At 69.6% G+C, this 25,658-nt stretch carries 25 protein-coding genes; 10 read left to right on the top strand and 15 right to left on the bottom strand.

The genetic code is table 11. The features are described from left to right. The first annotated feature begins 45 nt into the window (after nucleotides 1-45). Nucleotides 46-3,936, top strand: coding sequence for a S8 family serine peptidase (locus tag ACIBG5_RS13645; protein ID WP_396391848.1), 3,891 nt, complete (start codon nucleotides 46-48; stop codon nucleotides 3,934-3,936). 4 nt (nucleotides 3,937-3,940) lie between these two features. On the opposite strand, the gene ACIBG5_RS13640 is transcribed toward ACIBG5_RS13645, so the two are convergent. Then, nucleotides 3,941-5,320, bottom strand: coding sequence for an NAD(P)H-quinone dehydrogenase (locus ACIBG5_RS13640; RefSeq protein ID WP_396391847.1), 1,380 nt, complete (start codon nucleotides 5,318-5,320; stop codon nucleotides 3,941-3,943). Nucleotides 5,321-5,351: 31 nt separating this feature from the next. Here ACIBG5_RS13640 and ACIBG5_RS13635 point away from each other — a divergent pair, with 31 nt between their 5' ends. After that, nucleotides 5,352-5,813: a gamma-glutamylcyclotransferase gene (locus ACIBG5_RS13635; RefSeq protein WP_396391846.1), complete on the top strand. Its 462-nt coding sequence runs from the start codon at nucleotides 5,352-5,354 to the stop codon at nucleotides 5,811-5,813. A gap of 24 nt (nucleotides 5,814-5,837) precedes the next feature. After that, a complete protein-coding gene (locus ACIBG5_RS13630) occupies nucleotides 5,838-7,493 on the top strand; it encodes a phospho-sugar mutase (RefSeq protein WP_396391845.1) in 1,656 nt (551 codons plus the stop codon). An 80-nt stretch (nucleotides 7,494-7,573) separates the two neighbouring features. Here ACIBG5_RS13630 and ACIBG5_RS13625 read toward each other — a convergent pair whose 3' ends face one another. From ACIBG5_RS13625 to ACIBG5_RS13615, 3 genes are all read right to left on the bottom strand, one after another. Further along, nucleotides 7,574-8,023, bottom strand: a complete 450-nt coding sequence (locus tag ACIBG5_RS13625; RefSeq protein WP_396391844.1) for a hypothetical protein — start codon at nucleotides 8,021-8,023, stop codon at nucleotides 7,574-7,576. A gap of 222 nt (nucleotides 8,024-8,245) precedes the next feature. After that, a complete protein-coding gene (locus ACIBG5_RS13620) occupies nucleotides 8,246-9,106 on the bottom strand; it encodes an alpha/beta hydrolase (RefSeq protein WP_396391843.1) in 861 nt (286 codons plus the stop codon). A 14-nt stretch (nucleotides 9,107-9,120) separates the two neighbouring features. Then, nucleotides 9,121-9,681, bottom strand: a complete 561-nt coding sequence (locus ACIBG5_RS13615; RefSeq protein WP_396391842.1) for a PH domain-containing protein — start codon at nucleotides 9,679-9,681, stop codon at nucleotides 9,121-9,123. A 93-nt stretch (nucleotides 9,682-9,774) separates the two neighbouring features. Here ACIBG5_RS13615 and deoC point away from each other — a divergent pair, with 93 nt between their 5' ends. The 4 genes from deoC to ACIBG5_RS13595 are packed head-to-tail and all read left to right on the top strand — an operon-like array spanning nucleotide 9,775 to nucleotide 14,090. Beyond that, nucleotides 9,775-10,731 (top strand): deoxyribose-phosphate aldolase, encoded by a 957-nt coding sequence (deoC, locus tag ACIBG5_RS13610; protein WP_396391841.1) that lies wholly within the window; start codon nucleotides 9,775-9,777, stop codon nucleotides 10,729-10,731. A 3-nt stretch (nucleotides 10,732-10,734) separates the two neighbouring features. Then, complete coding sequence (locus tag ACIBG5_RS13605) at nucleotides 10,735-12,171, top strand: aldehyde dehydrogenase family protein (protein WP_396391840.1); 1,437 nt, start codon at nucleotides 10,735-10,737, stop codon at nucleotides 12,169-12,171. 19 nt (nucleotides 12,172-12,190) lie between these two features. Then, the gene (locus tag ACIBG5_RS13600) at nucleotides 12,191-13,036 is read left to right on the top strand and encodes an aldehyde dehydrogenase family protein (RefSeq protein ID WP_360438655.1); all 846 of its coding nucleotides are present in this window, start codon (nucleotides 12,191-12,193) and stop codon (nucleotides 13,034-13,036) included. Nucleotides 13,037-13,076: 40 nt separating this feature from the next. Continuing rightward, nucleotides 13,077-14,090 carry a S66 peptidase family protein gene (locus ACIBG5_RS13595; RefSeq protein WP_396391839.1) on the top strand — a complete coding sequence of 338 codons (1,014 nt, stop codon included), beginning with the start codon at nucleotides 13,077-13,079 and terminating at the stop codon, nucleotides 14,088-14,090. Between the two features lie 5 nt (nucleotides 14,091-14,095). Here ACIBG5_RS13595 and ACIBG5_RS13590 read toward each other — a convergent pair whose 3' ends face one another. Further along, nucleotides 14,096-14,290: a hypothetical protein gene (locus ACIBG5_RS13590; RefSeq protein WP_396391838.1), complete on the bottom strand. Its 195-nt coding sequence runs from the start codon at nucleotides 14,288-14,290 to the stop codon at nucleotides 14,096-14,098. Nucleotides 14,291-14,334: 44 nt separating this feature from the next. Beyond that, a complete protein-coding gene (locus ACIBG5_RS13585) occupies nucleotides 14,335-15,357 on the bottom strand; it encodes a serine/threonine-protein kinase (RefSeq protein WP_396391837.1) in 1,023 nt (340 codons plus the stop codon). Nucleotides 15,358-15,412: 55 nt separating this feature from the next. Between ACIBG5_RS13585 and ACIBG5_RS13580 the strand changes: the two genes are divergently transcribed. After that, nucleotides 15,413-15,952 (top strand): RNA polymerase sigma factor, encoded by a 540-nt coding sequence (locus tag ACIBG5_RS13580; protein WP_396391836.1) that lies wholly within the window; start codon nucleotides 15,413-15,415, stop codon nucleotides 15,950-15,952. Nucleotides 15,953-16,030: 78 nt separating this feature from the next. On the opposite strand, the gene pepN is transcribed toward ACIBG5_RS13580, so the two are convergent. Genes pepN through ACIBG5_RS13565 form a run of 3 tightly spaced genes read right to left on the bottom strand, consistent with a single transcriptional unit; the run spans nucleotide 16,031 to nucleotide 19,864 of the window. Beyond that, a complete protein-coding gene (gene pepN / locus ACIBG5_RS13575) occupies nucleotides 16,031-18,472 on the bottom strand; it encodes an aminopeptidase N (protein ID WP_396391835.1) in 2,442 nt (813 codons plus the stop codon). 25 nt (nucleotides 18,473-18,497) lie between these two features. Then, nucleotides 18,498-18,986 (bottom strand): hypothetical protein, encoded by a 489-nt coding sequence (locus ACIBG5_RS13570; RefSeq protein WP_396391834.1) that lies wholly within the window; start codon nucleotides 18,984-18,986, stop codon nucleotides 18,498-18,500. Continuing rightward, on the bottom strand, nucleotides 18,983-19,864 hold the full coding sequence (locus ACIBG5_RS13565; protein WP_360438676.1) for a LysR family transcriptional regulator: 882 nt from the start codon (nucleotides 19,862-19,864) through the stop codon (nucleotides 18,983-18,985). Before ACIBG5_RS13565 ends, ACIBG5_RS13570 begins: the two co-directional genes overlap by 4 nt. A gap of 88 nt (nucleotides 19,865-19,952) precedes the next feature. Between ACIBG5_RS13565 and ACIBG5_RS13560 the strand changes: the two genes are divergently transcribed. Together ACIBG5_RS13560 and ACIBG5_RS13555 are read left to right on the top strand one after the other, a co-directional pair. Next, a complete protein-coding gene (locus ACIBG5_RS13560; protein ID WP_396392041.1) occupies nucleotides 19,953-20,690 on the top strand; it encodes a sulfite exporter TauE/SafE family protein in 738 nt (245 codons plus the stop codon). Continuing rightward, nucleotides 20,687-20,950 (top strand): hypothetical protein, encoded by a 264-nt coding sequence (locus ACIBG5_RS13555; protein ID WP_396391833.1) that lies wholly within the window; start codon nucleotides 20,687-20,689, stop codon nucleotides 20,948-20,950. The genes ACIBG5_RS13560 and ACIBG5_RS13555 overlap by 4 nt, the downstream gene beginning before the upstream one ends. Before the next feature lies 1 nt (nucleotide 20,951). On the opposite strand, the gene ACIBG5_RS13550 is transcribed toward ACIBG5_RS13555, so the two are convergent. The 6 genes from ACIBG5_RS13550 to ACIBG5_RS13525 all read right to left on the bottom strand — a co-directional run bounded on the left by ACIBG5_RS13550 (nucleotide 20,952) and on the right by ACIBG5_RS13525 (nucleotide 25,637). Further along, nucleotides 20,952-21,464 carry a YkvA family protein gene (locus ACIBG5_RS13550; RefSeq protein WP_396391832.1) on the bottom strand — a complete coding sequence of 171 codons (513 nt, stop codon included), beginning with the start codon at nucleotides 21,462-21,464 and terminating at the stop codon, nucleotides 20,952-20,954. Nucleotides 21,465-21,581: 117 nt separating this feature from the next. Next, nucleotides 21,582-22,286, bottom strand: a complete 705-nt coding sequence (locus ACIBG5_RS13545) for a S1C family serine protease (protein ID WP_396391831.1) — start codon at nucleotides 22,284-22,286, stop codon at nucleotides 21,582-21,584. A gap of 234 nt (nucleotides 22,287-22,520) precedes the next feature. Further along, nucleotides 22,521-23,459, bottom strand: a complete 939-nt coding sequence (locus tag ACIBG5_RS13540; RefSeq protein ID WP_396391829.1) for a VWA domain-containing protein — start codon at nucleotides 23,457-23,459, stop codon at nucleotides 22,521-22,523. Continuing rightward, nucleotides 23,456-24,397, bottom strand: a complete 942-nt coding sequence (locus tag ACIBG5_RS13535; RefSeq protein WP_396391828.1) for a DUF58 domain-containing protein — start codon at nucleotides 24,395-24,397, stop codon at nucleotides 23,456-23,458. Before ACIBG5_RS13535 ends, ACIBG5_RS13540 begins: the two co-directional genes overlap by 4 nt. Next, nucleotides 24,394-25,380: an AAA family ATPase gene (locus ACIBG5_RS13530; protein WP_396391827.1), complete on the bottom strand. Its 987-nt coding sequence runs from the start codon at nucleotides 25,378-25,380 to the stop codon at nucleotides 24,394-24,396. Before ACIBG5_RS13530 ends, ACIBG5_RS13535 begins: the two co-directional genes overlap by 4 nt. Further along, nucleotides 25,377-25,637, bottom strand: a complete 261-nt coding sequence (locus ACIBG5_RS13525; RefSeq protein ID WP_396391826.1) for a hypothetical protein — start codon at nucleotides 25,635-25,637, stop codon at nucleotides 25,377-25,379. The genes ACIBG5_RS13530 and ACIBG5_RS13525 overlap by 4 nt, the downstream gene beginning before the upstream one ends. Between the last annotated feature and the right edge of the window lie 21 nt (nucleotides 25,638-25,658).

Below are 25,658 nucleotides of genomic sequence, written 5' to 3'. Positions count from 1 at the left end.
TGCGGGTGGTGAGGATCACGGCGACGAACCATCTGGGGAGGATCCGTGAGGCGACACCTTCGGCGTACCTTGATCGGCGTACTGGCGGCAGGGTTGCTCGCCACGTCGGCGGTGAATGCGCAAGCTGAACAGCAACCCGGCAAGGTCGAGCCGGCGCTGGCGGCGCAGCTCGATGCGGGGCAGTCCGGCTTCTGGGTGCGCTTCGCGCGGCAGCCCGAGCTGAAGTCCGCGGCACGGATCACCGACTGGAAGGCGCGCGGCGAGGCCGTCGTCTCCGCCCTGCGCACCAAGGCGGACAGCGATCAGGCCGGTGTCACGAAACTGCTGCGCGAGGCCAAGGCCGACTACGTCAGTCTGTACATCGACAACTCGATCTACGTCCGCAACGGCAGCCGTGAGCTCGCCGCCAAGCTCGCGGCCGATCCCGAGGTGGTGTCGCTGCGAGCCCCGAAGACTTACACGGTGCCGAAGGACGAGATCGTCTCGAAGGACGCGGCGAAGACCCAACTCGCGGCCGGGCCCGAGCTCGGCGTCAAGGCCATCCACGCCGATCAGGTCTGGAACCGGTACCAGGCGACCGGCCAGGGCATCGTGATCGGCAGCATCGACACCGGTGCGCAGTACGACCACCCTGCGCTCGTTTCGTCGTACCGGGGCACCAACGGTGACGGCACCTTCACCCACGACTACAACTGGTACGACCCGGCCAGAGTCTGTGCGACGGAGGCCCCGTGCGACAATGTCGGCCACGGCAGCCACACGACCGGGACCATGGTCGGTGACGACCACAACGGTCGCCAGATCGGAGTCGCCCCCGGCGCCCGCTGGATCTCGGCGAAGGGCTGCGAGACCGACCAGGTGTGCACCGACGTCGCGCTGGGCCTGAGCGCGCAGTGGATGCTGGCGCCCACGAAGCTGGACGGCTCGGACCCGGATCCGTCGAAGCGGCCGAACATCATCAACAACTCCTGGGGCTCCCCGGTGAGCAACTCCTGGTACCAGGAGTACGTCAGGCAGTGGGTTGCCGCCGGCATCTTCACGACCTACGCGGTCGGCAACGCCGGATCCGGCTGCGCGACCGCCGGCTCTCCCGGCGACTACCCGGAGGCGTACGCGGTCGGCGCAGTGGACCCGCAAGGGGCGATCGCGAGCTTCTCCTCGCGCGGCAACCCGACCCGTGACGACATCAAACCGAACATCGTCGCCCCGGGCATTCTGGTGACGTCGAGCCTTCCCGGCGACAGGTACGGCATCATCAACGGCTCCTCGATGGCCGCGCCACACGTCAGCGGCGCTGTCGCCCTGCTGTGGTCGGCCGCGCCCCAACTGATCGGCGATCTCGCCGCCACCCGGGCGCTGCTCGACCGCACCGCACGCGACCACGACGACACCAGCTGCGGCGGTACTGCAGGAGACAACAACGTCTACGGCGAAGGCATGCTGGACATCTACGAGGCGGTCAGTGACGCGCCGCGCCCCAACGCCGGCCTGCTCACCGGAACCGTCACCGACAGCGTGGGCGCACCGGTGTCCGGGGCCCGGCTGAGCGCACCGAACAGCAATGTGGTCACGACCGGCCCCGACGGCAGGTACGAGCTGTACCTCGACGCCGGTGACCACGACGTGTCCGTGCAGACGTTCGGCTACGACACGCAGCACTTCGCCACCCACATCGACGCGCGCAGCACGACCACGAAGGACTTCCAGCTCGTCACCACGCCACGCGCGACGCTGAGCGGCCTGGTCCGCGACGGCTCGGGCCACGGCTGGCCGCTGTACGCCAAGCTGACGATCGACGGCGTCCCCGGCCAGTGGTACACGAACCCGGCCACCGGCCGGTACACGCTGGACATGCCGGTCGGCACCACCCACAAGCTGACGGTGCAGCCGGTGTACGGCGGTTACACCACCACACCGGTCGAGGTGCAACTGACCGACGATCTGGTCAAGGACATCAGCATCCCGATCGACCAGCGGTCCTGCAGCGCACCGGGGTACGACCCCCAGTGCCAGAAGGTCCGTGGCGGCCTGATCCAGGGTGTGGTCAAGGACGCGAACACCGGCCTGCCGGTGAACGGTGCCACCGTCACCCGGGCCACGCAGTCTGCGAAGACCATCACCACGCCGGACGACCCGACGCGACCAGACGGGTTCTACTGGCTGTTCGCGCCGGCCGGGACCGATAAGGCCACCGCCGCGATGCGCAGCTACCAGCAGCAGAAGAAGGCTGTCACGGTCCAGACCGACTGGGTCCGGACGCTGAACTTCTCGCTCAAGGCCGGGCGGCTGAAGGTGACTGAACCCGACGTGAGCGCGACGCTGCAGCTCGGCACGACCGCGCAGCGCACACTGACCATCACCAACGATGGCACGGCGCCGGCGTCGTACTCGCTGTCCGACGTCCAGCGCAGCTTCGAGTTGCAGGGTGGCAGTACGGCGGGATTCGCCGGGACGAGCTCCGCTACACCAGTTCGGCGTGTCCCCGTCCAGCCGGTCGCGGGCCCCGTCACCCGAGTCGAGGCGGCCCGGACAGACGCTGCCGCCCAACCGGCCGCCGAATGGTGGCTCCCGATCGCCAATCAGCCGCTCGCGCGTGAGGACATCGCCACCGCCACCCATGACGGTCTGCTGTACGCGGCCGGTGGCGCCGTTTCCGATCCCGCCAGCGGCACCGTCATTGTGCCGGTGTCCTTCGTGTACGACCCGGCGACGCTCGCCTGGCGACAGATCGCCGACATGCCCGAGGGCCGGCAGCGGCCGTCGGCCGGATTCGTCGGCGACAAGCTCTACGTCGTCGGCGGATGGGCCGGCGAAACCCACCAGGTGGCTGCGAAGACGCTGGTCTACGATCCGGCCTCTGATCGCTGGACGTCCGGGGCGGACAACCCGAAGCCCTGGGCCGCATCCGGCTCAGCGGTACTGGACGGAAAGGTCTACTCGGTCGGCGGCTGCGCGGGCGAGTGCCAGGTCGCGACGGCGGACGTGACTGCCTACGACGCGGCGCACAACAGCTTCCAGGTGCTGGCGCCGTACCCGGAGCCCATCTCCTGGCCGTCGTGCGGTGGCCTCGACGGCAAGGTGTACTGCGCCGGCGGCCTGACCGTGAACGAGGCGGGCACGCGGCCGAAGAGCACCATGCACAGCTACTCCTACGACCTGCAGACGAACAGCTGGTCCAGGGTCACCGACCTCCCGGTCGAACTCTGGGCGAGCGCGTACGCCGTCGCCAACGGGAAGCTCGCCATCAGCGGCGGGGTCGTGGGTCCCGACTCGACGCAGCTCACCAACGAGTCGTTCGAGTACGACGCGACGACCGACACCTGGACCAAGCTGCCGAACTCCTCCACGCCGATGTACCGCGGCGCCGGGGCGTGCGGGATGTACCGGGTCGGTGGTCTCGAGGACTCACGGATCGTCGCCAGCGCCGAGCAACTGTCCGGTCACGGCAACTGCGAGACGGCAGGCTCCGACGCGCCCTGGCTGTCGGAGACGGCCGCCAGCGGGACCCTGGCTCCCAACGGCAGTGTGACCGTCACGCTGACCGTCGACTCGACGCAGGTGACCCAGCCAGGTGTCTACCGCTCAGATGTCTCGGTCCGGGAGGACACGCCGTACGCCGTGTCGCCGGTTGCCGTCACGATGAACGCGCAGGCACCGGCCAGCTGGGCCCGGGTCTCCGGGACCGTGACCGGCCAGACCTGCGATGGCGCCACGGCGGCGTTGCCCGGGGCGACTATCGCGATCGACCGGCGGACGGACTCCTGGACGTTGGCCACGGCGAACGACGGCAGCTACGCCCTCTGGGTGCCTGGTGCCGCGGCGAAGGCGCGGGTCGTGGTCGCCGCGGACGGCTACCGGCCGGCCTCGGTAGACGTAGCGCTCCAGAAGGGAGCGAACGTGCTGCTGCCGTTCACCTTGCGGCCGTTGTACTGCTGAGCGGTCAGCTGCGGAGGTGGAGGCGGCGGGCGGCTTCGGCGATGGAGCCGGTGATGGAGGGGTAGACGGTGAAGGACTGGGCGACCTGATCGACGGTGAGGCGGGTGCCGACGGCCAGTGAGATCGGGTGGATGAGCTCACTGGCCCGTGGGGCGACGACGACGCCGCCGACCACGATGCCGGTGTTCGGCAGGCAGAACAGCTTCACGAAGCCGTCCCGGACACCCTGCATCTTGGCCCGGGCGTTGTCGGCCAGCGGCACCTTCACGACCATCGCCGTACTGCCGCCGGCGTCGAAGACCGCCTGGGTCAGGCCGACCGTGGCGATCTCGGGCGCGGTGAAGACGTTCGACGACACGGTCGACTGGTCCAGCGGGGAGACCGCGTCGCCGAGCGCGTGCGACATCGCGATCCGGCCCTGCATGGCGGCGACCGAGGCGAGCATGAGTACGCCGGTGCAGTCGCCGGCCGCGTAGACGCCACGGGCCGTCGTCCGGGACACCCGGTCGACCGTGACGAAGCCGCCGTCGCCGAGCGACACGCCCGACTCGACCAGTCCCATGTCGTCGGTGTTCGGCAGCGATCCGACCGCGAGCAACGCGTGCGAACCCTCCACCGTCCGGCCGTCGGTCAGGGTCACCACGACGCCGTCGCCGTGCCGCTTGACCGACTCGGCCCGGGACTTGCCCAGCACGGTCAGCCCGCGCCGCTTGAACACGTCCTCCAGTACGGCGGCCGCGTCGGCATCCTCACCGGGGAGCACCCGGTCCCGGGACGACACCAGGACGACGTCGCTCCCCAGGGCGTCGTACGCGCTCGCGAACTCCGCGCCGGTGACGCCGGAACCGACCACGATCAGTCGCTCCGGAAGTTGCTCGAGCTCGTAGACCTGCTCCCAGGTCAGGATCCGCTCGCCGTCCGGCTCCGAGCCCTTCAGGATGCGCGGCCTTGCACCAGTGGCGATCAGAACGACGTCCGCGTCCAGCCGTTCGTTGCCGACGACCACGGTCTCGGGGCCGTCCAGCCGGCCGCGACCCTTGATCACCCGGATCTTGTCGCGCTCCAGCCGGCGCTCGATGCCCTTGCCCTGGGCCGTCGCCAGCGCCTTCACGCGCTGGTTGACGACGGACAGATCGACCCGCACCGAGTTCGCCGGATCCTCGTCACCGTCATCCAGCCGGACACCCAGTTCACCGGCCTCCTCCACCTCGGTCATCACCTCGGCGGTGGCGATCAGCGTCTTGCTCGGGACTGCGTCGGTGAGCACGCCGGATCCGCCGATCCCGTCGGAATCGACAAGTGTCACCTCCGCTCCCAGTTGGGCAGCCGCACTGGCCGCTTCGTACCCGCCGGGACCGCCTCCGATGATCACAACTCGCGCCACGGGAGGCCATTGTTCCGTATCCTGTGTCGTCGTGACCCTGTACGCCGCGTTTGCGTCGAATCTGGACCCGAACCTGATGGCCGAGCGGTGCCCGTACTCGCCCCTGCGCGGGACCGGCTGGATCACCGGCTGGCGCCTCACCTTCGGCGGCGAGGAGCTGGGCTGGGAGGGCGCCATGGCCACCGTCGTCGAGGACCCGGCCGACCCGGCCAACCAGGTCTTCGTGGCGCTGTACGACATCCACCCCAAGGACGTCGAGCGACTGGACGAGTGGGAGGCGATCGACCAGGGCATCTACCGCAAGATCCAGGTGCGGGTGCAGAGCCTGGACGGCGAGCAACTGGCCTGGATGTACGTCCTGAACGCCTACGAGGGCGGCCTGCCGTCCGCCCGCTACCTGGGCATCCTCGCCGAGGCGGCCGAGGCCGCGGGCGCCCCGGACGACTACGTCGCCGACCTCCGCGCCCGCCCCTGCCAGTCTTCTGGCCATTAGAGCTAGCAGGCCGGTTATCGTGCGGTGGTGACCGTCAACGATGACCTCAGGGCAGCCGCCGAAGCCTGGCTGAGCGAAGATCCCGACCACGACACGCGCGCCGAACTGCGGCAGTTGCTGGCCGACGGCTCCGCCGAGGCCGCCGACGAGCTGGCCGACCGCTTCGCCGGCACCCTCGAGTTCGGTACGGCGGGGCTCCGCGGCGCCGTCGCCGCGGGACCGAACCGGATGAACCGGGTCGTCGTGATCCGCGCCGCCGCCGGCCTCTGCGCCTACCTGAAGGACAAGGGCCGCACCGACGGCCCGGTCCTGATCGGGTACGACGCCCGCCACAAGTCCGACGTGTTCGCGCAGGACACGGCGGCCGTGGTCCGGGGTGCCGGCCTGGAGGCCGTCCTGCTGGACCAGCACACGCCGACGCCGGTGGTTGCCTTCGGAATCAAGCATCTCAAGGCCGTGGCCGGCGTCGTCGTCACCGCGTCGCACAATCCGCCGCAGGACAACGGCTACAAGGTCTACCTGGGTGACGGCTCGCAGATCGTGCCGCCCGCGGACGCGGAGATCGCGGCGGCCATCGCGGCGGTCGGCCGGCTGGACTCGGTGCCGCGAGGAGACGACTGGCAGACCATCGGCGACGAGCTCCTCAACGCCTACCTGGACCGCATCGCCACGCTGGTGCCGGCCGACGCGCCCCGGGAGCTGAAGGTCGCCTACACGCCACTCCACGGCGTCGGACGGACCCTGGCCGAGGACGCGATCGCCCGCGCCGGGTTCGCCGTACCAGCGGTGGTGGCGGCGCAGGCGGACCCGGATCCGGACTTCCCGACCGTGTCGTTCCCGAACCCGGAGGAGCCGGGAGCGATCGACGCCGCCCTGGAGCTGGCCCGGGCCGTGGACGCGGACATCGCGGTGGCCAACGATCCCGATGCCGACCGGTGTGCGGTCGCCGTACCCGATCCGGCGGCCGATGGCGGCTGGCGGATGCTGCGTGGGGACGAGCTCGGCGCGCTGCTCGGTGAGTTCCTGCTGTCGCCGCGGCCCGATGGGGTCGCCGCGTGCTCGATCGTCTCGTCGTCGCTGCTCGGCAAGATCGCCGCGTCGTACGGCGTCCGGTACGTCGAGACGCTGACCGGGTTCAAGTGGATCGGGCGGGTTCCGGAGCTCGTCTTCGGTTACGAGGAGGCGCTCGGGTACTGCGTGGATCCGACCGCCGTGAAGGACAAGGACGGGATCTCGACACTGATCCGGGTCCTGCAGATGGCCGCCGCGGCGAAGGCCGAGGGGCGCACTCTGCTGGATCTGCTGGACGATCTGGCGCTCGGGTACGGCCTGCACGCCACGGACCAGCTGTCCGTGCGGGTCGAGGACGTGTCGCTGATCGGCGCCGCGATGGAGCGGCTGCGAGCCGTCCCGCCCACGTCGCTGGGCAGGTACACGGTCGAGCGGATCGACGATCTGAGCCAGGGCTCGAAGATGCTCCCGCCGACTGACGGGCTTCGCTACACGCTGTCCGAGGGAGCTCGGGTGGTGGTGCGGCCGTCGGGTACGGAGCCGAAGCTGAAGTGCTACCTGGAAGTGGTCGTGCCGGTGGCGGATTCGGATGTCTCGAGCGCCCGGAGCCAGGCAGCGAAGAACCTGACCGGCATCAAGCAGGCGCTCTCCACCGCACTGGGGCTGTAGAACGCGTGAGTGGTCAGCCGCTGGAGCGGAGCTTCAGCGGCTGACGGACCAGAACACCTGGCGGGTGGTTCCGGGGCAGGTCAGCGAGCCGCAGCCGCGGCGTCGGCTTCTTCGGCGCGCAGCGAGCTCTGCAGCGATGCGTGCAGGATCCGCAGCGTGCTGGTCGATTGCATCAGCGCGTCGCGCTCGTCCGGGTTCCGGTTGGCGAGGCTGGCGATCTCGTTGATGCTCGCCTCGATCCGGGCGATCCGGTCGGCGACCGAGCCCTCCTGGCTGCTGGCCTTGCGGATCGCGTCGGACGTGACCGTCCAGACGTCCTCCTTGTCGTTGGTCCGCCGGGACATGTCGACCATCTGGCTCAGTGCAGCCAGGTCGTGGTCGACCTGGGTCCGCTCCATCGGCACGGTGATCCCGGCGGTCGCCTGACGCAGCCGGGTGACATGACCCGACAGCTCCGACCAGGTGCTCCTGCCGCTCTTGATCTTGTCCAGCACCTTGGCGTACTCGGTGTTGAACTCGTCGTAGTTCACTGTCCTTGACTCCTGCCGTTCGACGCTCGACTTGGAACTGTAAGGCGTGCGGACCCGAAACAAGTAACCACACGATCGCAGATCGTGTAGGTGTCGGCAAAACGCAACAGCCGCCCGGTACGCCAACGCGTACCAGGCGGCCGAGTTACGTTCCACTGCAGGCTACGGCACAGTTTGGTCAGGCGACCGCCCAGGAGGCGGTGTTCCGAGCGGTCTTTCCGGTCAGCGGGCGAGTTTCTCGCCGAGGAAGCGCAGCTGCTCGGGCAGCATCCGGCGCCAGTAGCCAGCGGTGTGCGCACCGGCCTGCTGCCCACCGGCCGCGTGCAACTCCCGGCGCAAGTCCCCCGCCGCGTCGGCGAACGGGTCGTCCCGGCCACAATCGATGCGCACGGCAACATTCTCGAGGGGACGGCCGAAGACCTGGTGCTGCTCGAAGTCGTCTGCCCCGTCGAACGCGCCGTCCGCCACGTCTTCGTCGTACCGGCGCCACAACGCGGGGCTCATCGCACCGATGGCGACCGCGGATCGTCCGCCCGACAGCAGAGCGCCGTACCCACCCATCGACCAGCCGAGTACGCCGACCCGGTCGATGTGCAGTCCGCGTTTCGCCAGCAGAGGCAGGAATTCCGCGGACAGCATCCGCAGAGGATCGTCCCCGGTGGCGCGCGGATGCCAGTAGTTGTCCCGTCCCCCGTCCACGGTCGCCACCGCGAACGGCGGCGTACCGGACCGCATCGCCGCGGTCAGGTAGCGGTCCATCCCGAGATCGCCGATCGCGGACGTGTGATCCCCACCGCGCCCATGCAGCGCCAGTACGACGGGCAGTTCCGCGGACGACTCGTGTGGTCGGATGATGCTGTAGCCCACCGTCGTACGCCGGGCAGCGGACTCGAACGTCCCGGACTCCACCGGGCCAGGCGGCACATCGGGTACGACGCCGTCCGGGCCGCTCAGCCCGAGGACGTCGTGCACCTTCGCGCGGCCCGGGATCGCACCGGTCTCCAGACCGGCGACCGCGGCGACGCCGGCAATCGTGGCGGCGGCGCCGGTGCGCAGCAGGACGCGGCGTGACAGCAACGGCATCGGAACGCCGCCGGTCAGCGGAAGAAGGCGGCAACGATGGCGATGGCCGCGAGAACACCGGCGATGGTCAGCTCCGGCCGGGCCCAGGTGGTCACCACCTCACCGTTGGACTGTCCGGAGTACTGGCTCATGTAGGTCTCGATCCGGCCGACCACGAAGTCGGCGCGGGAGATCGAACTGTCGGCCGCCAGCTTGCGCCCGCCGACCCGCTGCTTCCTGAGATCGCGCATGACGAGTTGGACGCCGGGAGCACGCAGCCGGTTGTCGGCAGTGTGCACGCGCAGGATGTCGGCGACGTCGACGCCGGTCACCTTCGCCCACGGGATCAGATGGTCGCGCAGGTGGTTACGCAGCAGCAGATGCTCGGGGCTGAGGGTGACCGACGGCCGGATCAGACCGACGTACGCCAGCACCATCAGGATGCCGATCAGGCTGCCGACCACTAAGCCGGTGGCGGTCCGCCACTCCAGCACGATGTCGAGCAGGCCGACCGCGCCGATCACCATCACCACCACCCCGGTGATCCGGTTCGACGCGGACAGGTACTGCTCGCTCTCGGAGGACTTCGACTTCACCCGCACAAACTAACCGGCGACCGGTAGCAGGCATAGGACCAGTACGTCCCGACGGCTGACGCTGGCTGTCCGGATCCGCACTAGACTGCCGAAGTGACCACACTCGACAGCGGCGTCGACTCCTTGGCCGACGTGACCTCGTCCGAGGACCGGCTGCGCCGGTTCCTGCTCGGCCTGCCGGGCGTCGACCAGGTCGGCGCCGAGGCCAGGGCCGCCACCCTGAGCACGCGGTCGATCAAGACCACCGCCAAGGCGTACGCGCTGGACCTGGCCATCCGGATGATCGACCTGACCACGCTGGAGGGCCAGGACACCCCCGGCAAGGTGCGGGCGCTGTGCGCGAAGGCGATGCGGCCGGACCCGGCCGACTCGACCGCCCCGCAGGTCGCAGCGGTGTGCATCTACCCGGACCTGGTGGCCACCGCCAAGCATGAACTGCGCGGCTCCGGCATCAACGTCGCGAGTGTCGCAACCGCCTTCCCCAGTGGGCGTTCCAGCCTGCCGATCAAGATCCAGGACACCAAGGACGCGGTCGCGGCCGGCGCCGACGAGGTCGACATGGTGATCGACCGCGGCGCTTTCCTGTCGGGACGGTACGGCCTGGTCTTCGACGAGATCGCCGCGATCCGTGAGGCGGCCGGCGACGCGCACCTGAAGGTGATCCTGGAGACCGGTGAGCTGGTCACCTACGACAACGTCCGGCGCGCGTCCTGGCTGGCGATGCTGGCCGGTGCGGACTTCATCAAGACCTCCACCGGGAAGGTGTCCCCCGCGGCCACCCTGCCGGTGACGCTGGTGATGCTGGAGGCGGTCCGCGACTACCACGAGTCCACCGGCCTGCACATCGGCGTCAAGCCGGCCGGCGGCATCCGGACCGCGAAGGACGCGATCAAGTACCTGGTCACGGTCAACGAGACCGCCGGACCGGACTGGCTGGACCCGGAGCTGTTCCGCTTCGGGGCGTCCAGCCTGCTGAACGACCTGCTGATGCAACGCACCAAGCTGGCCACCGGGCACTACCCCGGACCCGACTACTTCACGCTGGACTGAGGCATGAGCAGATTCGAGTACGCACCGGCCCCGGAGTCCCGGGCCATCGTCGACATCAAGTCGTCGTACGGGCTGTTCGTCAACGGCCAGTTCGTCGAGGCGACGGACGGCAAGCCGTTCAAGACCGTCAGCCCGTCGTCGGAGGAAGTGCTCGCCGAGATCAGCGAGGCCGGACCGGCGGACGTCGACAAGGCGGTCAAGGCGGCCCGGAAGGCGTTCGAGAAGGTCTGGGGCCCGATGTCCGGCCGGGACCGGGCGAAGTACCTGTTCAGGATCGCCCGGCTGATCCAGGAGCGTTCCCGCGAGCTGGCCGTGCTGGAGTCACTGGACAACGGCAAGCCGATCCGCGAGTCGCGGGACGTCGACATCCCGCTGGTGGCCGCGCACTTCTTCTACTACGCGGGCTGGGCGGACAAGCTCGAGTACGCCGGTGCCGGCGAGGACCCGCAGCCGTGGGGTGTCGCCGGTCAGGTGATCCCGTGGAACTTCCCGATGCTGATGCTGGCGTGGAAGATCGCGCCGGCCCTGGCCGCGGGAAACACCGTCATCCTCAAGCCGGCCGAGACCACGCCGCTGACGGCGCTCGCGTTCGCGGAGATCTGCCAGCAGGCCGACCTGCCGCCGGGCGTGGTGAACATCGTCACCGGCGCCGGCCGGACCGGTCAGGCGCTGGTCGAGCACCCGGGCGTGGACAAGGTCGCGTTCACCGGGTCGACCGAGGTCGGCCGGGCGATCGCCAAGTCGGTCGCGGGCTCGGACAAGGCGGTGACGCTGGAGCTCGGCGGCAAGGCGGCGAACATCGTCTTCGAGGACGCGCCGATCGACCAGACCATCGAGGGCATCGTCAACGGCATCTTCTTCAACCAGGGCCACGTCTGCTGCGCCGGCTCGCGGCTGCTGGTCCAGGAGAGCGTGTACGACGAGGTGCTGTCGCGGCTGAAGCGCCGGATGGGCACGCTGCGCGTCGGCGACCCGCTGGACAAGAACACCGACATCGGCGCGATCAACTCCGCCGCCCAGCTGGCCAAGATCCGCGAGCTGTCCCAGATCGGCGAGGACGAGGGCGCCGAGCGCTGGTCGCCGGAGTGCGAGCTGCCGGCCGAGGGGTACTGGTTCCCGCCGACCGTGTTCACCGGCGTGTCCCAGGCGCACCGGATCGCCCGCGAGGAGATCTTCGGCCCGGTGCTGTCGGTGCTGACGTTCCGCACCCCGGCCGAGGCCGTCGAGAAGGCGAACAACACCCCGTTCGGGCTGTCCGCCGGGATCTGGACCGACAAGGGCTCCCGGATCCTCTGGATGGCCAACCAGCTGCGCGCCGGCGTGGTCTGGGCCAACACGTTCAACCGCTTCGACCCGACCTCGCCGTTCGGCGGGTACAAGGAGTCGGGCTACGGCCGCGAGGGCGGCCGCCACGGTCTGGAGGCCTACCTTGCCCACTAAGGACAGTACCCGTCTGGAAGTGCGCAAGACGTACAAGCTCTACATCGGCGGCGCCTTCCCCCGCAGCGAATCCGGCCGGTCGTACGTGGTGAACAATGCCAAGGGCAAGTTCCTGGCGAACGCGTCGCAGGCCTCCCGCAAGGACGCCCGGGACGCGGTCGTCGCGGCCCGCAAGGCGTTCGGCGGCTGGTCCGGCCGCACGGCGTACAACCGCGGCCAGGTGCTCTACCGGATCGCCGAGGTGATGGAGGGCCGGCACGAGCAGTTCAGCTCGGAGGTCGCACTGTCGGAAGGCTTGTCGATCAGCAAGGCCCGTGCCGTCGTGGACGCCTCGATCGACCGCTGGGTCTGGTACGCCGGCTGGGCCGACAAGCTCGCCCAGGTGGTCGGCTCGAGCAACCCGGTCGCCGGCCCGTACTTCGACTTCTCGTTGCCCGAGGCAACCGGTGTGGTCGCGGTGCTGGCGCCGCAGGAGTCCAGTCTGCTCGGCCTGACCAGTGTGATCGCGCCGGCGATCGTCTCCGGCAACACGGTGGTCGCGGTGTCGTCGTACGAGCGTCCGCTGCCGGCGGTGACGCTGGGCGAGGTGATGGCGACGTCCGACGTACCGGGTGGCGTGGTCAACATCCTCACCGGTTCCGCCTCCGAGGTCGGCCCGTGGCTGGCGTCGCACATGGACGTCAACGCGATCGACCTGTGCGGCATCGAGGACCCGGACGAGGCCCGCGACCTGGAGGCCGCGTCGGCCGAGAACCTCAAGCGGGTACGGCGTCCGGCCGAGGAGGACTGGACCGAGTCCCCCGGGCTGTCGCGGCTCACGCAGTACCTGGAACTGAAGACCGTCTGGCACCCGATCGGCCTGTAAATCGGTCCCGTCCGAGCCGGATGCGTCGTACAGTCGCCGCATGCTTCAGCCTGGTGACAAGGTCGCGATCGTCTCACCGTCTCGTGGGTTGCCGGAGATCTTTCCGGGACCCTACGAGCTCGGCCTGCGGCGGCTGCGCGACGACTTCGACCTGATCCCGGTCGAGTACCCGACGACCCGCGTCCTCGGCGCCACTCCCGAGGAGCGGGCGGCGGATCTGCACGCGGCTTGGTCGGACCCGTCGATCCGCGCGGTGATCGCGACCATCGGCGGCGAGGACCAGATCACTGTGCTGAAGCACCTCGATCCCGCGGTGTTCCAGGCGGACCCGAAGCCGTTCTTCGGGTACAGCGACAACACGAACCTGCTCAACTTCCTGTATTCGCTGGGTTTGCCGGCCTTCCACGGCGGCAGCGTGATGGTGCAGTTCGGCCGCGGCGGCGCGATGCACCCGGACACGGAGCGCTCGTTGCGCGCCGCCCTCTTCACCCCGGGCGAGTTCGAGCTGACCCCGGCCGAGGGCTGGACGGATCACGACCACGACTGGAACATTCCCGCCAATCTGGAGACCGAGCCACCGCTCTTCCCCGGCACCGGCTGGACCTGGCAGGGCTCGCAGCCCGTCAGCGGGCGGTTGTGGGGCGGCTGCCTCGAGATCCTCGACTGGCAACTGTCCGTCAACCGCTGGATGCTGCCAACGGATTCCTACGACGGCGTCCTCTTCTTGGAGACCAGCGAGGAGATGCCAAGCTCCGAGACCGTCTACCGGATTCTCCGCAACTTCGGGGAACGCGGTCTGCTCGAGCGGTTCGACGCCGTCCTCTGGGGCCGCCCGAAATCCTGGTCGATAGAGAACCACAGCACGCCGGAGGAGTCCGTCGCCTACGTCACCGGCCAATACCTCGCCGTCGACCGCGCGTTCGCGGAGTACAACCCGTCCGCGGTCATCGTGAAGGGCCTGGACATCGGGCACACCGACCCGGCGCAGATCCTCCCGTACGGCGGCCAGGCGCGGGTCGACCCGGTCAACCAGCGGATCACCGTCACCTACTAGTGCACCTAGGTGCGGGTGAGCGTGGGATTGGGGTCGGGGTAGCAGGCGACCGCGACGCGGCCGTCGACTGGACGGTCGGCGTCGAGTTCAGGCCGGACCCGCCGGTGAGCCGGGAACTGACGTACGACGAGTTGGCCGGGATCGGCACGCGCAGGGAGTACGGCGACACCGAGAACCATCGCACTGCGGCGAGTAGCCACGCGACTACTCTAAGCAGCCGTACTCGATTGAAGGACCCCTCGTCTCACTGACCGAACAGGAACCAGCCGCCCACTCCGGCGAGCACGAACACCACCGGCAGCGAGAGCAGGAACCACGCCCGGTTGCGGCGCCGGCGTCGTACCGGCGGATCGGTCGCGACCGTCGTCGGCAGCTTGTCGTCGATGGCGATACTCGTCCGTTCCATCGCCCGGAACGGCGCCTCCTGCTCGAGCCGGTACGCCTCCGCCTCCAACCGCTCGGCGAGCGCATCGGCACGCTCCCAGCGATCGGTGACCCGGTACGCGAGCGCTCGCCCGAGGACATCGTCGAGCTGGCCTACCGCGTCATGCAGCAGCGATTGGAGGCTGGGCGGCGGCAGATCCGGATCGCGGTTGACCACCTCGCCGATCGAGGACGAAGAGTAAGGCGGACGCCCGGTGATCAGCGCGTAGGTCACCGCACCGACTGCGTAAATGTCCGCCCGCTCGTCGAACCCACCGTCCCCACGCCCTTGCTCAGGCGCCATGTACGACGGCGTACCGACGGCCTGGGTCAGGCCGGATGCCTCTGCCGCACGCTTGGCCAGACCGAGGTCGGCCAGGACGACCCGATGTGTACCACCGCCACCGGATTCGCCACTCTGGTTCGGTCGGAGCAGGAGGTTCGCCGGGGTGACATCGCGATGGACGACACCCTCGCTGTGCAACGCGGCAACCGCCCGGGCCAGGTCTGCGCCCCACCACAAGGCATCGACAACATCCAGCGGCCCGTGCCGCAGTACATCGCCCAGTGAGCCACCGCCGATGTAGTCCATCACGAAGTACGGACGTCCGTCCGGGAGCCGGCCGAGGTCGAAGACCCGGACCACTCGGTCGCTGGCAATCCGCCGCATCAGCCGTGCCTCGGACAGGAACCGCTCGCGGACGTCGGCGCGCGATGCCCAGTTGTCGGCGAGGACCTTGACGGCCACGTCCACGTCGAGGTCGTCGTCGTACCCACGCCAGACGGTCGCGAACGCGCCTGCACCGATTTTGTCCTGCAGCCGGTACCTGCCGATGACATCCATCCCGGCTATTGTCGTGCACGGCTGGGTTGTCCGGCCAACACCACCCTGGGGGAGCATGAACGAGGATCTGGAACAACTCGCTGCGCGCGCCGCGGCCGGGGACCAGAGCGTGCTTCCGACCATCCTGGCGGCGATCCGCCCGCAGGTGCAGCGGCGGGTGGCCAAGTTCCTGCCGTACCACGAGGACGCCGAGGAGGCGGCCCAGGACACCTTGCTCCAGGTGGCCAGCAAGATCCACACCTTCAAGGGCACCGGCAGTTTCGTCGGCTGGGTCACCGTCGTGGCCACCAACCAGGCCCGGCAGACCTACCGGTCGCTGAAGCGGCGCTCGGTCGAGCAGTCCGCCGAGCTCATGCCCGAGTCGGCCGATCCGCGCACCACCTCGGTGATCGCCGGCTCCCGGCTGGACCTGCTGGAAGCCCTTGAATCCCTAGAGTCCAGCCACCCGCAACTCGTCCAGCCCCTGATCCTGCGCGACCTCGGCTCCCTCACGTACGCCGAGATCGCCGTCGAACTCGACGTACCACTGGGCACCGTCAAGGCCCGGATTCACCAGGCCCGCAAGGCCGTCGCGGAACGCCTCACCGTCCGCTGACCAGCCAGCCCCGCAGGATCTTCGTCGCCTCGGCCCGCAGTGCTGCGGGCAGTCCCACGATCGTCGCGCGGCCGAAGGTCAGCCGAAGGTACGCCGGACCGCGAGCGCCCGGCGCAGGTCGTCGAGGAAGTTGGCCGTCTGCCGCCGGACCGAGGAGACCACGGACTCGTCGGCGATGAGCTGCTCGGCCGGCTCGACCAGGCTCTCGTCGATCGCGAACCTCGGCGCGATCCGGCGCGCGGTCAGCCCGATCACCATGCCGGCCCGGATGGCATCCGTGCCCGCGATATCGGTGAAGTAGCGCCGCACGTACGGCGCCGTGATCGCGGCCTGCCCCGGATGCCAGAAGCCGTCGGCCACGGCGAGCAGTTCCTTCACGCCGATCGCCGGGTCGGTCATGATCCGCGTCCAGGCCGCCTCCTTGCCGGCGGGCAGGGCGGCCCGGCAGCGGGCGGCGTGGTTGACGCCCTCGGTCGACGTGTCGCGCGCCAGCTCGGCGTCGATCTCCGCGGCGCCGAACGCGTCCAGCTGGACGAGCCGCAGTACCAGCTCCCAGCGGAGATCCTGGTCGAGCTCCAGGCCGGCCGGAGTCTCGACGCCGTCCAGCCAGGACTTCAGCAGCTCAGCGTCGTCGGTGGTCGCGACGAAGCCGCGTACGGTCGCGAGCTGCAGGCTGCTCCCCGGCTCGACGGTCGCCAGCTTCGCGCCCAGGGCATCCGCGACGGGACCGCGCGACTCGTCGTACGGGAGGTAGACACCGAGCACGTGCTCCTCCAGCCAGCGCACCAACGAGCCAACGGCGATGTCGCTGTCCTCGTCCTTGATCGCGGTGACGAACAGGTCGAGTGCCTGCCGCGGATCGAGCTCGGCGTCGGCGGTGGAGTCGCGGATCGAGTTCCAGATCACCGCGCGGGTGGTGCCGTCGGCGATCTTCGGCAGGACCGCGGGCAGGTTGGCCAGACTCGTGGCGTCGAGACGGATCTTCGCCCACGTGTCGTCGTTCGCGTCCGGCACGATCACGGCGTACTCGTTGCTCAGCGCAACTTCCACGCTATCCTGGTCGAGCATCACATCCACGATCGTGGCCGCGCCACTGGCGTCGTACCCACCGACGCTCAGCTTGTGCGGCCGGCGCGAACCGTCCGGGCTCTTGCGGTGCAGGACGACGCCGTCGGCGGTGCGCTCGATCGAGATGGTGTCCAGACCGGACGTCCGCAGCCACTGGTCCGACCAGTTGGCCAGGTCCTGCGCGCCGGCCTCGGTCAGCTTCGCGATGAACTCGGCCAGGTCGGCGTTGCCGTACTCGTGCGCCTCCAGGTGCGCGTTCACACCCTTCAGGAACACGTCGTCGCCGAGGTACTTCGCCAGTTGCTTGAGCACCGCGGCGCCCTTGGCGTACGAGATCCCGTCGAAGTCGTCGAGCGACTCCCGGGCGTTCTTCAGGCTGTCCGGCGCGACCGGGTGGGTCGAGCTGCTCTGGTCCGTGCGCAGGCCCCACCACTTGCGGACGAAGGCGAAGTCGGTCCAGTTGCCGCCGTGGCTGGTGGCGTCCTCCGCGACCCGGTGCGCCATGTACTCCGCGAACGACTCGTTCAGCCACATGTCGTTCCACCACTGCATGGTGACCAGGTCGCCGAACCACATGTGCGCCATCTCGTGGTCGACGATCCGGGCCCGGGTACTGCGTTCAGCCTCGGTCACCGGGCCGCGGAAGACCAGGTGGTCGGCGAACGTCACGCAGCCCGGGTTCTCCATCGCGCCGAGGTTGAAGTCCGGCACGAACGCCTGCCAGTACTCACCGAACGGGTACCGCTGCCGGAACATCCGGTGGTACTCGTCGAACGCTTCGCCGGTGGTCCGGAACAGGTCCTCGGCCTCCCGGTCCAGGTGCTCCTTCAGCGTCTGCCGGCAGGCCAGCCCGAGTGGGATCCCGTCGTGCTCGCTGCGGATCAGGTGGTACGGCCCGGCGAGGATCGTGACGAAGTACGTCGACAGCGGCTTCGTCTCGGCCAGCCGCCACTCCCCCGGGCCGACCTGCGTCGCCGCACCGTTGCCCAGGACAACCCAGTCCTCGGGGCACGTCACAGTAATCGTGTACGGCGCCTTGAGATCCGGCTGGTCGAAACACGGGAAGTACCGCGGCGCCGACTCGAGCGACGACATGCCGTAGGTGTAGACCTTGCCGTCGGCGGCGTCGACGCTGCGCTGCAGGCCCTCGCCGTCCGCGGAGTACTTCAGCTCGGCCGTCACGACGAGCTCGTTCTCGTCCCGCAGATCGGTCAGTGGAAAGCGACCCTCGGCGAGCAGACCGACGTCCAGCGCCGTGCCGTTCAGCTCCACCGCGAGCAATCGCTCGGGCTTCACGTCGACCCAGCTCGTGCCGGTCCCCGCCGCGAACAAGATCCGGCTGGTCGTCACGAAGGTGTCGCCGGGTCCGGTCAGGTCGAACTCGACCCGATACGACCGCACGGCAAGGTCTGTCGCCCGTTGCCGGGCCTCTTCCACTGTCAGAGCGCGCATATGTGCACGCTATCCGAGAGCCGTTCTACGGACCCGTCAGTTTCTCCCGCACGAGCTTGGCCCTGCCCCGGTCGCGCTCGTCGAGCGCCTGGTTGTCCGCCATGGTCTCCAGGACTTGGAGCAGTCGCGGGTTGGGCGTCCCATCGGCTGGTACGGCGGCTGCCGCGAGGAGCGCGGTCGCGCGAACGTCGGCGTCCGTGGTGTCTTCGAGGATCGTCGCGATCAGTTCCGCGTCCTCGGCCGCGGCCAAGCTGGTCAGGACGTTGAGCGCACTCAGGTGGTCGAAGGCAGCACGCAGTTCCTCATCGGCTTCCATCGGCGGCGCGGACAGCACCTTGCGCGCGACCTGACGGACGTCTTGGGCGAGCGGCTCGAGCGGATTCCCACCGCTCAACCGCGTGTAGGAGGCGGCCACCTGGTACATGTTCAGGGCTCTGCACACCGTGGCGATGTTGTCGCTGTGCAGCAGCGCGCTGAACGCCTGCAGGGGGATGCCAACCTCATCGGCAGTCATACCCGCACGCTAGCGGCCGCGTGCAGGTGGGTGGCCAGGAGGTGGGCGGATGCGGGTGCGTTCGCGGCGTAGCAGAGCAGGTGCTGGCGGGTGGACCAGGAGTCCTGCAGCGGGCAGATCTCGACGGCGGTGTTCGTATCGACGGCCCGGCGGGGAACGATCGCGAGACCGGCGCCCGCGGTGGCGAGCGTGATCAGGGTGTGCAGAGTCGGGACGAGAGTGCGGAAGCGGGGCGCGGGGGCGTGCGGACCGAGGCGGTCGTCCATCCATTGCGTCAACGGCGAACGGCGGTCCAGACCAACCAGCGGGTGCTCGGCGACTTCGGCGTACGCGATCGAGGCGCGGCCGGAGAGGACGCCGCCGGCCTGGCCGATCACCACGAGCGAGTCGTCGGCGAGTGGCTCGGTCCGGAGCGGGGTGGGTTCGTCGTCGAGGATCACGCCGAGATCGGCCTCACCGGCGGCCAGCAGGCGCACGCTGCGGATCGTGCGGCGTTCGCTGACGTTCACGTCGTACTCCGGATGGTCGCGCAGGAAGGTGGCGAGCGCGGCTGGGACGAGTTGATGCATCGCGGAACCACCGGCGACCAGGCGGATCGGCGCCGAACCGGAGACGGCGTACGACGCGACGGCGCTGTCCAGGCGGGTGGTCTCGGCCAGGACCTCGCGGGCGTGCCGGGCGAGTGTCGCGCCCGCCGGGGTGAGCCGGACGCCGCGGCGCTCGCGGATGAGCAGCGGTACGCCGGCTTGCGCTTCGAGGGCCCTGACCCGCGCGCTGGCCGAAGGCAGACTCAGGTGCATCAGCCGGGCTCCACCGGTGATCGAGCCTTCTGCTGCAACGTGGGTGAACAGCCGGAGGTCGTCCAAGTCGTACCGCATGACCCCAGCCTACGTCTCAGCCTGAGGCTGGCTACGGGGATCGCGCATTGTGGAGTGCTCGCCGAGCCGTGATCCTCGAAGGGTGCTGATGATCCTCCTGGCCGGTGTCGCCGCCGGCGCTCTCAATGCCGTCGGCGGCGGTGGGAGCTTCGTCGCACTCTCCGCACTGGTCGCGACCGGCATGCCCCCAGTCACCGCGAACGCGACCACGACCGTCGCTCTGCTGCCCGGGAACGCGACCAGCGCCTGGGTCTACCGGCGGGAGCTGGAGGCCTTCGCGCGACCGTCCACGCTCGGGCTGACGCTGGCCAGCGTGGCCGGTGGGGCGATCGGCGCGGGGTTGCTGCTTGTGTTGCCGTCGGAGTCGTTCGACGCGGCAGTGCCGTGGCTGCTCGCGTTCGCGACGATCGTGCTCGCGTTCGGACGGCGGCTGACCCGGGCGCTCCGCCTCGGCGCCCCGGGACCGGCCGCGATCCTGGCGGGCCAGTTCCTGCTGTCGATCTATGGCGGGTACTTCGGTGGCGCGGTCGGGCTGATGATGCTGGCGTTCTGGACCGCCACCACGACACTCGACCCGGCTCGCGGAAACCCCCTGCGCGTCATCCAGGTGGCGGCCGTCTACCTCACGGCGACCGTCATCTTCCTCTTCGCCGCCGACGTTCTGGATCAGCCGATTCGCCTTGTGGCTCTGCTGATCGGGGCCGTCGTCGGCGGGTACGCCGGTGCGCATCTGGTCCGGCGACTGCCCGCATCGTTGCTCAAGGCCCTCGTTCTCACGACCGCGGTGGCGATGACCGTGGTGTTCTTCGTGCGGGCGGCCCGATGAACCGGGCGCAGCTCGCGATGGCCTGTCAGGCGTGCGAGGTGGCCGACCTGGCCCGCTCGGCGGTCACTCTCACGAGTCCGGCCGAGGCTCGCGACCAGGCTGAACTCGTGGTGGCGGCAGCCCAACGGCTGTTGTCGGCCGCGTCCCGGTTGGCTGAGCCGGCGCCGTACCCTCCAGCCGACGCTCTCCAGCTGTTCGCGTACGAGCACCCGGAGGAAGCCGCCGCGGATGTCGCGGACTGGCTGCGCTCCTCAGGCTGAGCTACCTCGTCCCGGGTTCGCGCCCGAGCTGGTCTCCTCGCCTTTGCTGGTCTCCTCGCCTCTGCTGGTCTCGCTCGCGACCGAGGTAGAGGCCTGTCGCCGTCGACACGCTCGTGAGCAGCCACACCGCGACTCCGGCATCGTCGGCCACACCAATGATCGGCAACAACTCGGGAAGGATGTCGATCGGCGAGATCAGATACACCAACGCCAGCACCCACAAGGTCATCCGGCTCTTGGGCAAGTCCGGATACGCCCCCTGCCGCGCCGCCCGCACCAGCCGCGGCAACGCAGCCGCCCGCTCGAACACGTTCCCCACCGGCTCCGGTTCTCCCCGAGCCGCCCGACGCCGTCGTACCGCACGGCGCCGTACCACTCCCAGCCCGGCCACCACCGCGCCGACAATCACCAGACCGACCCCGAACCCGGCCGCGGGCACGCCGACCACATCGGCGTCCCGGAACACCAGCGTCCCGATCCCGATCAACCCGAGCAGCCCGCCAAACCACACCATCCACCCAGGCTAGAGGACGAGGGGGACCGCCAGGCCATCACAACCGTGGCAAGGCCGTGGCGTCACGCTTGGGCGCGGCTGGTCGGTGCGATCGTGATGGGCTGGCGGTCCGGGTCTTCAGTCCACCAGGTCTTCGACGATGGTGGTCATGCGGTCGACGGGGATGGCGAAGCCGATGCCGATGTTGCCGGAGCGGCTGGCGCCGAGGGTGGCGATGGCGGTGTTGACGCCGACCACCTGGCCGGCGGCGTTCACGAGCGGGCCGCCGGAGTTCCCGGGGTTGATGGCGGCGTCGGTCTGGATGGCCGACTGGCGGTTGCCGTTGTCGCCGAAGCGTGCCTGCCGGTCGACCGCGCTGACGATGCCCGCCGTCACCGTTCCTTCCAGGCCGAGCGGTGAGCCGACGGCCAGCACCGGGTCGCCGACCCGCAGTTGTGCGGACCGGCCGAGCGTGAGCGCGCGCAGTCCCTCGGCATCCGCCCCCGAGACCTGGAGTACGGCGAGGTCGTTGTCCGCGTCGGAACCGATGACGTCGGCGTCGACCCGGCGGCCGTTCGACAGGACCAGGGATACATCGCTCGCTCCTTCCACCACATGCGCGTTGGTGACCACGTGCCCCTCCTGGTCGATCGCGAACCCGGACCCGGTCGCCCGCCCGGCACGCACCGACACCACACCAGGCAACACACTCGCGGCCGCGGCCGAGATCGACCCCTGCGCAGCCGCGGGCGGTGCCGCCGCCTGCGGCAGGTCGATCGCCGCCGGGTCGGGGTCCCGCGAGCCTGTCACCGCGCCGGCGAGCCCGCCCGCCACGATCGACATCGCGACGGTCGCAACCAGGATCCCGGCGCGGCGTCCGGACCTCGCGGTAGAAGGAGGGGCCGTCACCCCGGTCGGAGGTGCCGCCGCCGGAGAGGGGGGTGCCGACGCAGCGGCAACCGGGGTGACGGGGAAGGTGGGTGGTGCAGTGGGTTGGGGTGTCACAGAGGGTGGGGGGCCGGGGTAGTAGTGGGGGCCTCGGAAGGGGTGGCCCAGGTGTGGGGGCATGGTGGCTCCTCAGGGGAGGCGCGAGAACCAGAGGAGGGACGCCAAGGCGGCCAGGAGGGCCGCGGCCAGGGCGATTCCCGCCACCAGGTTGGTGATCTCGCGTGGTTCGGTGGTCCAGCCGATCGACGACTGGAGGTCGGAGTACACGTCGCGCAACTGCTCGTCGCTCTCGGCGGCATAGAACGACCCGCTGGTCGCATCAGCGAGCCCCTGCAACGACTCCGTGTCGGCAGGAACCGGGATGTCGCGCCCTTCGAGGTTCACAGTGCCTTCAGGCGTCCCGTACGCGATCGTCGAGACCGGTACGCCGGCCTGTGCCGCGGCATCGGCCGCCTCGTCGATCGGCCGCCCAGCAGTGTTCCCACCATCGGACAGCAACACGATCCGGCTCGGCGGCGGATCATCCGGGTCGATCGTCCGAACCGCCTGCAGGCTGGTCAGCACGGCCTCCCCGATCGCCGTACTGTCGCTCAACTCCAGACCATTGATCGCATCAACCGTCGCCTGGTGGTTCGTGCTCGGCGTCGCCACCACAGTCGCGGTCCGCGCAAACGACACCAGCCCGACGTTGAACTTCTCCGGCAGGTCCTGGACGAACTGCACCGCCGCCTGCTTTGCCACCTCGAACCGGTTGGGCGCGACATCAGTGGCCGCCATCGAGTTGGACACGTCCATCGCGACCAGCACAGTGGCCCGCTCCCGCGGAACCCGTACGTCGGCCACCGGACGCGCGATCGCGATCGTCAGCACGGTCAACGCAGCCAGGAAGGCCGCAGCCGGTGCGTGCCGGCGCCAACCAGGCCGCACAGGCGCGACCTTCTCCAGCATCGGCAGTGTCGCGAACCGGACGGCGTACTTGCTGCGGCGGCGCTGGGCGATCAGGTAGGCGGCGATCAGGGCCGCCACCAGCACCAGCAGCCAGAGCCACAGCGGTTGCTCGAATCTCATCGGATACCGGTCCTCCCGGTCGGGTGCCGCCGGATACTCGACCGGCGACGGGCGGTGGCGAAGGCGGCGACGTCACGGACCCAGTCGGTGTCGGTCCGCAGCACGAGGTGTGCGGCACCGGCGGCCCGGATCGCCTGGGTGGTCTGGGTACGGTGGGCGGTCATCGCATCCGCGTACCGCCGGCGGAGTTTGCGGCTGCCGGTCTGGACTTCCCGCCGCCGGCCGGTCTCGGGATCGACCAGGGTGAGCAGACCGACCTCGGGCAGTTCGAGCTCCCGCGGATCCAGTACCTCGACGGCGATCACCTCGTGCCGCGCCGACAGCCGGCGCAGCGGATCGGCCCAGCCGTCGTCGTGGAAGTCGGACACGACCATGCGCAGCCCAGGTCGAGGATGCTCGCGGTTCAGCCGGGTGATCGCGCGGCCGAGGTCGGTCCGCGGAAACTCGCCTGGAGTTGCTCTGGGCAACGACAGTAGCGACCGCAACGATCGACGGAGCTGGACCGAACCGGCCGCTGCGGGAAGCCGGCGTACTTCGTTGCCGATCGCAACACGGACGCCGAGCCGGTTGCCGGGACGGTCGGCCAGCAGCCCGACCGCTCCGACGATCGCAATGGCGAGATCCCGCTTCTCGCTGAGCGCCGTACCGAAGTCCATGCTGGCCGACGCGTCCAGCAGTGCCCAGGTCTCCAGCTCACGCTCGGCCAGCGGCGCGCGGACGTGCGGCTCCAGTGAACGCGCGGTGACGTTCCAGTCCATCCGGCGTACGTCGTCCTGACCGGCTTGGTACGGCCTGGCCTCGTTGGGCTCGCTGCCGGGACCGCTGCGCAGGCCGGTGATCTCGCCGTGCAGGAACCCTTCCAGCTTTCGCTTCACCGTCAACTCGAGCGCCCGCAGTGCCCGCTCCCGCCCAGCCAGCAGATCAGGGCCAGTGCTCATGCCGCCGACCCCTGCGCGTCATCGGCCGGCACCACGTGCGGCTGTTCGATGGTGTGCAGGATGCGCGACACGACCGCCCGCGGGTCGACTCCGTCGGCGAGCGCGTCGAACGTGAGCACCAGCCGATGCGCCATCACGTCGAGCGCGACGTCGTACACGTCGGCCGGCAGGACGTAGTCCCGCCCACGCAGCAACGCCAGCGCCCGACCGGCCGCGACCAGACCGAGCGTGGCCCGAGGGCTGGCTCCGAACTCCAGTACGCCGCTCAGGTCGTGGATCCCGTACTGCTGGGGTGCCCGAGTCGCATGCACCAGGCGTACGACGTACTCCGCCACGGCATTGTGGACGAAGACGTCTTCCGTTGCCTCCTGCAACTGGGCGACCTGCTCCGGGCTGAGCACCGCGTTGGCGTGTGGCCGGTGCGCACTCATCCGCTGCAGGATGGTGAGTTCCTCGAGCGGGCTCGGATAGTCCACCGTGATCTTCAGCAGGAACCGGTCCCGCTGTGCCTCGGGCAGTGCGTAGACACCGTCGGACTCGATCGGGTTCTGGGTCGCGAGGACGAGGAACGGTTCGGGCAGCCGGTAGCTGGTGCCGCCGATGCTGACCTGCTGCTCGGCCATCGCCTCCAGCAAGGCGGACTGCACCTTGGCCGGCGCGCGGTTGATCTCGTCGGCGAGCACCAGGTTGGCGAACACCGGGCCGAGCTCGGTGTCGAAGGCCTCGGTCGACGGCCGCCAGATCCGCGTGCCCGTGATGTCGCCGGGCACCAGGTCCGGGGTGAACTGCAGCCGGGCGAACCGACCGCCGATCACCTCCGCCAGCGTCCGTACGGCGAGCGTCTTCGCGACGCCCGGCACACCTTCCAGCAGGCAGTGCCCACGGGCCAGCAGCCCGACCAGCATCCGTTCGACCAGGTGGTCCTGCCCGACGACCACCTTCTTCACTTCGAACAGCGCGTGCTCGAGATCGGCCGCGGTCATGCGTTCCCGGCCGGGTTCTGCTCAGGCTGCGACGGCTGGGACGGCTGGTTCTGGCCCTGACCGCCGCCGTTCTTCTCCGGGCAGTCCTCCCGCGTCCCGTTCTGCTGCGGCGACGGGGTGGTGGCGCCGTCCTCGACGGTCACATACCCCTGCTCAGGTGCCGGGTCGTTGCCGGCCGCGTACGCGATCCCCCCGACGCCGAGTGCCGCCACGGCGACCGCCGTACCGAGGATGAGCCTTTTGCCAGGGATGTTCATGGAAACTCCTTCGCTCGATTG

The organism is Kribbella sp. NPDC050241 (assembly GCF_044459685.1).
In the GTDB taxonomy this organism is placed as follows: Bacteria; Actinomycetota; Actinomycetes; order Propionibacteriales; family Kribbellaceae; genus Kribbella.
The sequence above is the reverse complement of the archived record's forward strand: the minus strand, read 5'-3'. Positions and strand labels throughout refer to the sequence as shown.

Excerpts from the sequence above, each read along its gene's own strand:
- ACIBG5_RS13620 (WP_396391843.1), bottom strand. The coding sequence starts at position 9,106 with ATGCCGTTGCTGTCACGCCGCGTCCTGCTGCGCACCGGCGCCGCCGCC.
- ACIBG5_RS13605 (WP_396391840.1), top strand. The coding sequence starts at position 10,735 with ATGAGCAGATTCGAGTACGCACCGGCCCCGGAGTCCCGGGCCATCGTC.
- ACIBG5_RS13595 (WP_396391839.1), top strand. The coding sequence starts at position 13,077 with ATGCTTCAGCCTGGTGACAAGGTCGCGATCGTCTCACCGTCTCGTGGG.
- ACIBG5_RS13585 (WP_396391837.1), bottom strand. The coding sequence starts at position 15,357 with ATGGATGTCATCGGCAGGTACCGGCTGCAGGACAAAATCGGTGCAGGC.
- ACIBG5_RS13580 (WP_396391836.1), top strand. The coding sequence starts at position 15,413 with ATGAACGAGGATCTGGAACAACTCGCTGCGCGCGCCGCGGCCGGGGAC.
- pepN (WP_396391835.1), bottom strand. The coding sequence starts at position 18,472 with ATGCGCGCTCTGACAGTGGAAGAGGCCCGGCAACGGGCGACAGACCTT.
- ACIBG5_RS13570 (WP_396391834.1), bottom strand. The coding sequence starts at position 18,986 with ATGACTGCCGATGAGGTTGGCATCCCCCTGCAGGCGTTCAGCGCGCTG.
- ACIBG5_RS13565 (WP_360438676.1), bottom strand. The coding sequence starts at position 19,864 with ATGCGGTACGACTTGGACGACCTCCGGCTGTTCACCCACGTTGCAGCA.
- ACIBG5_RS13560 (WP_396392041.1), top strand. The coding sequence starts at position 19,953 with ATGATCCTCCTGGCCGGTGTCGCCGCCGGCGCTCTCAATGCCGTCGGC.
- ACIBG5_RS13555 (WP_396391833.1), top strand. The coding sequence starts at position 20,687 with ATGAACCGGGCGCAGCTCGCGATGGCCTGTCAGGCGTGCGAGGTGGCC.
- ACIBG5_RS13550 (WP_396391832.1), bottom strand. The coding sequence starts at position 21,464 with ATGGTGTGGTTTGGCGGGCTGCTCGGGTTGATCGGGATCGGGACGCTG.
- ACIBG5_RS13545 (WP_396391831.1), bottom strand. The coding sequence starts at position 22,286 with ATGTCGATCGTGGCGGGCGGGCTCGCCGGCGCGGTGACAGGCTCGCGG.
- ACIBG5_RS13540 (WP_396391829.1), bottom strand. The coding sequence starts at position 23,459 with ATGAGATTCGAGCAACCGCTGTGGCTCTGGCTGCTGGTGCTGGTGGCG.
- ACIBG5_RS13535 (WP_396391828.1), bottom strand. The coding sequence starts at position 24,397 with ATGAGCACTGGCCCTGATCTGCTGGCTGGGCGGGAGCGGGCACTGCGG.
- ACIBG5_RS13530 (WP_396391827.1), bottom strand. The coding sequence starts at position 25,380 with ATGACCGCGGCCGATCTCGAGCACGCGCTGTTCGAAGTGAAGAAGGTG.
- ACIBG5_RS13525 (WP_396391826.1), bottom strand. The coding sequence starts at position 25,637 with ATGAACATCCCTGGCAAAAGGCTCATCCTCGGTACGGCGGTCGCCGTG.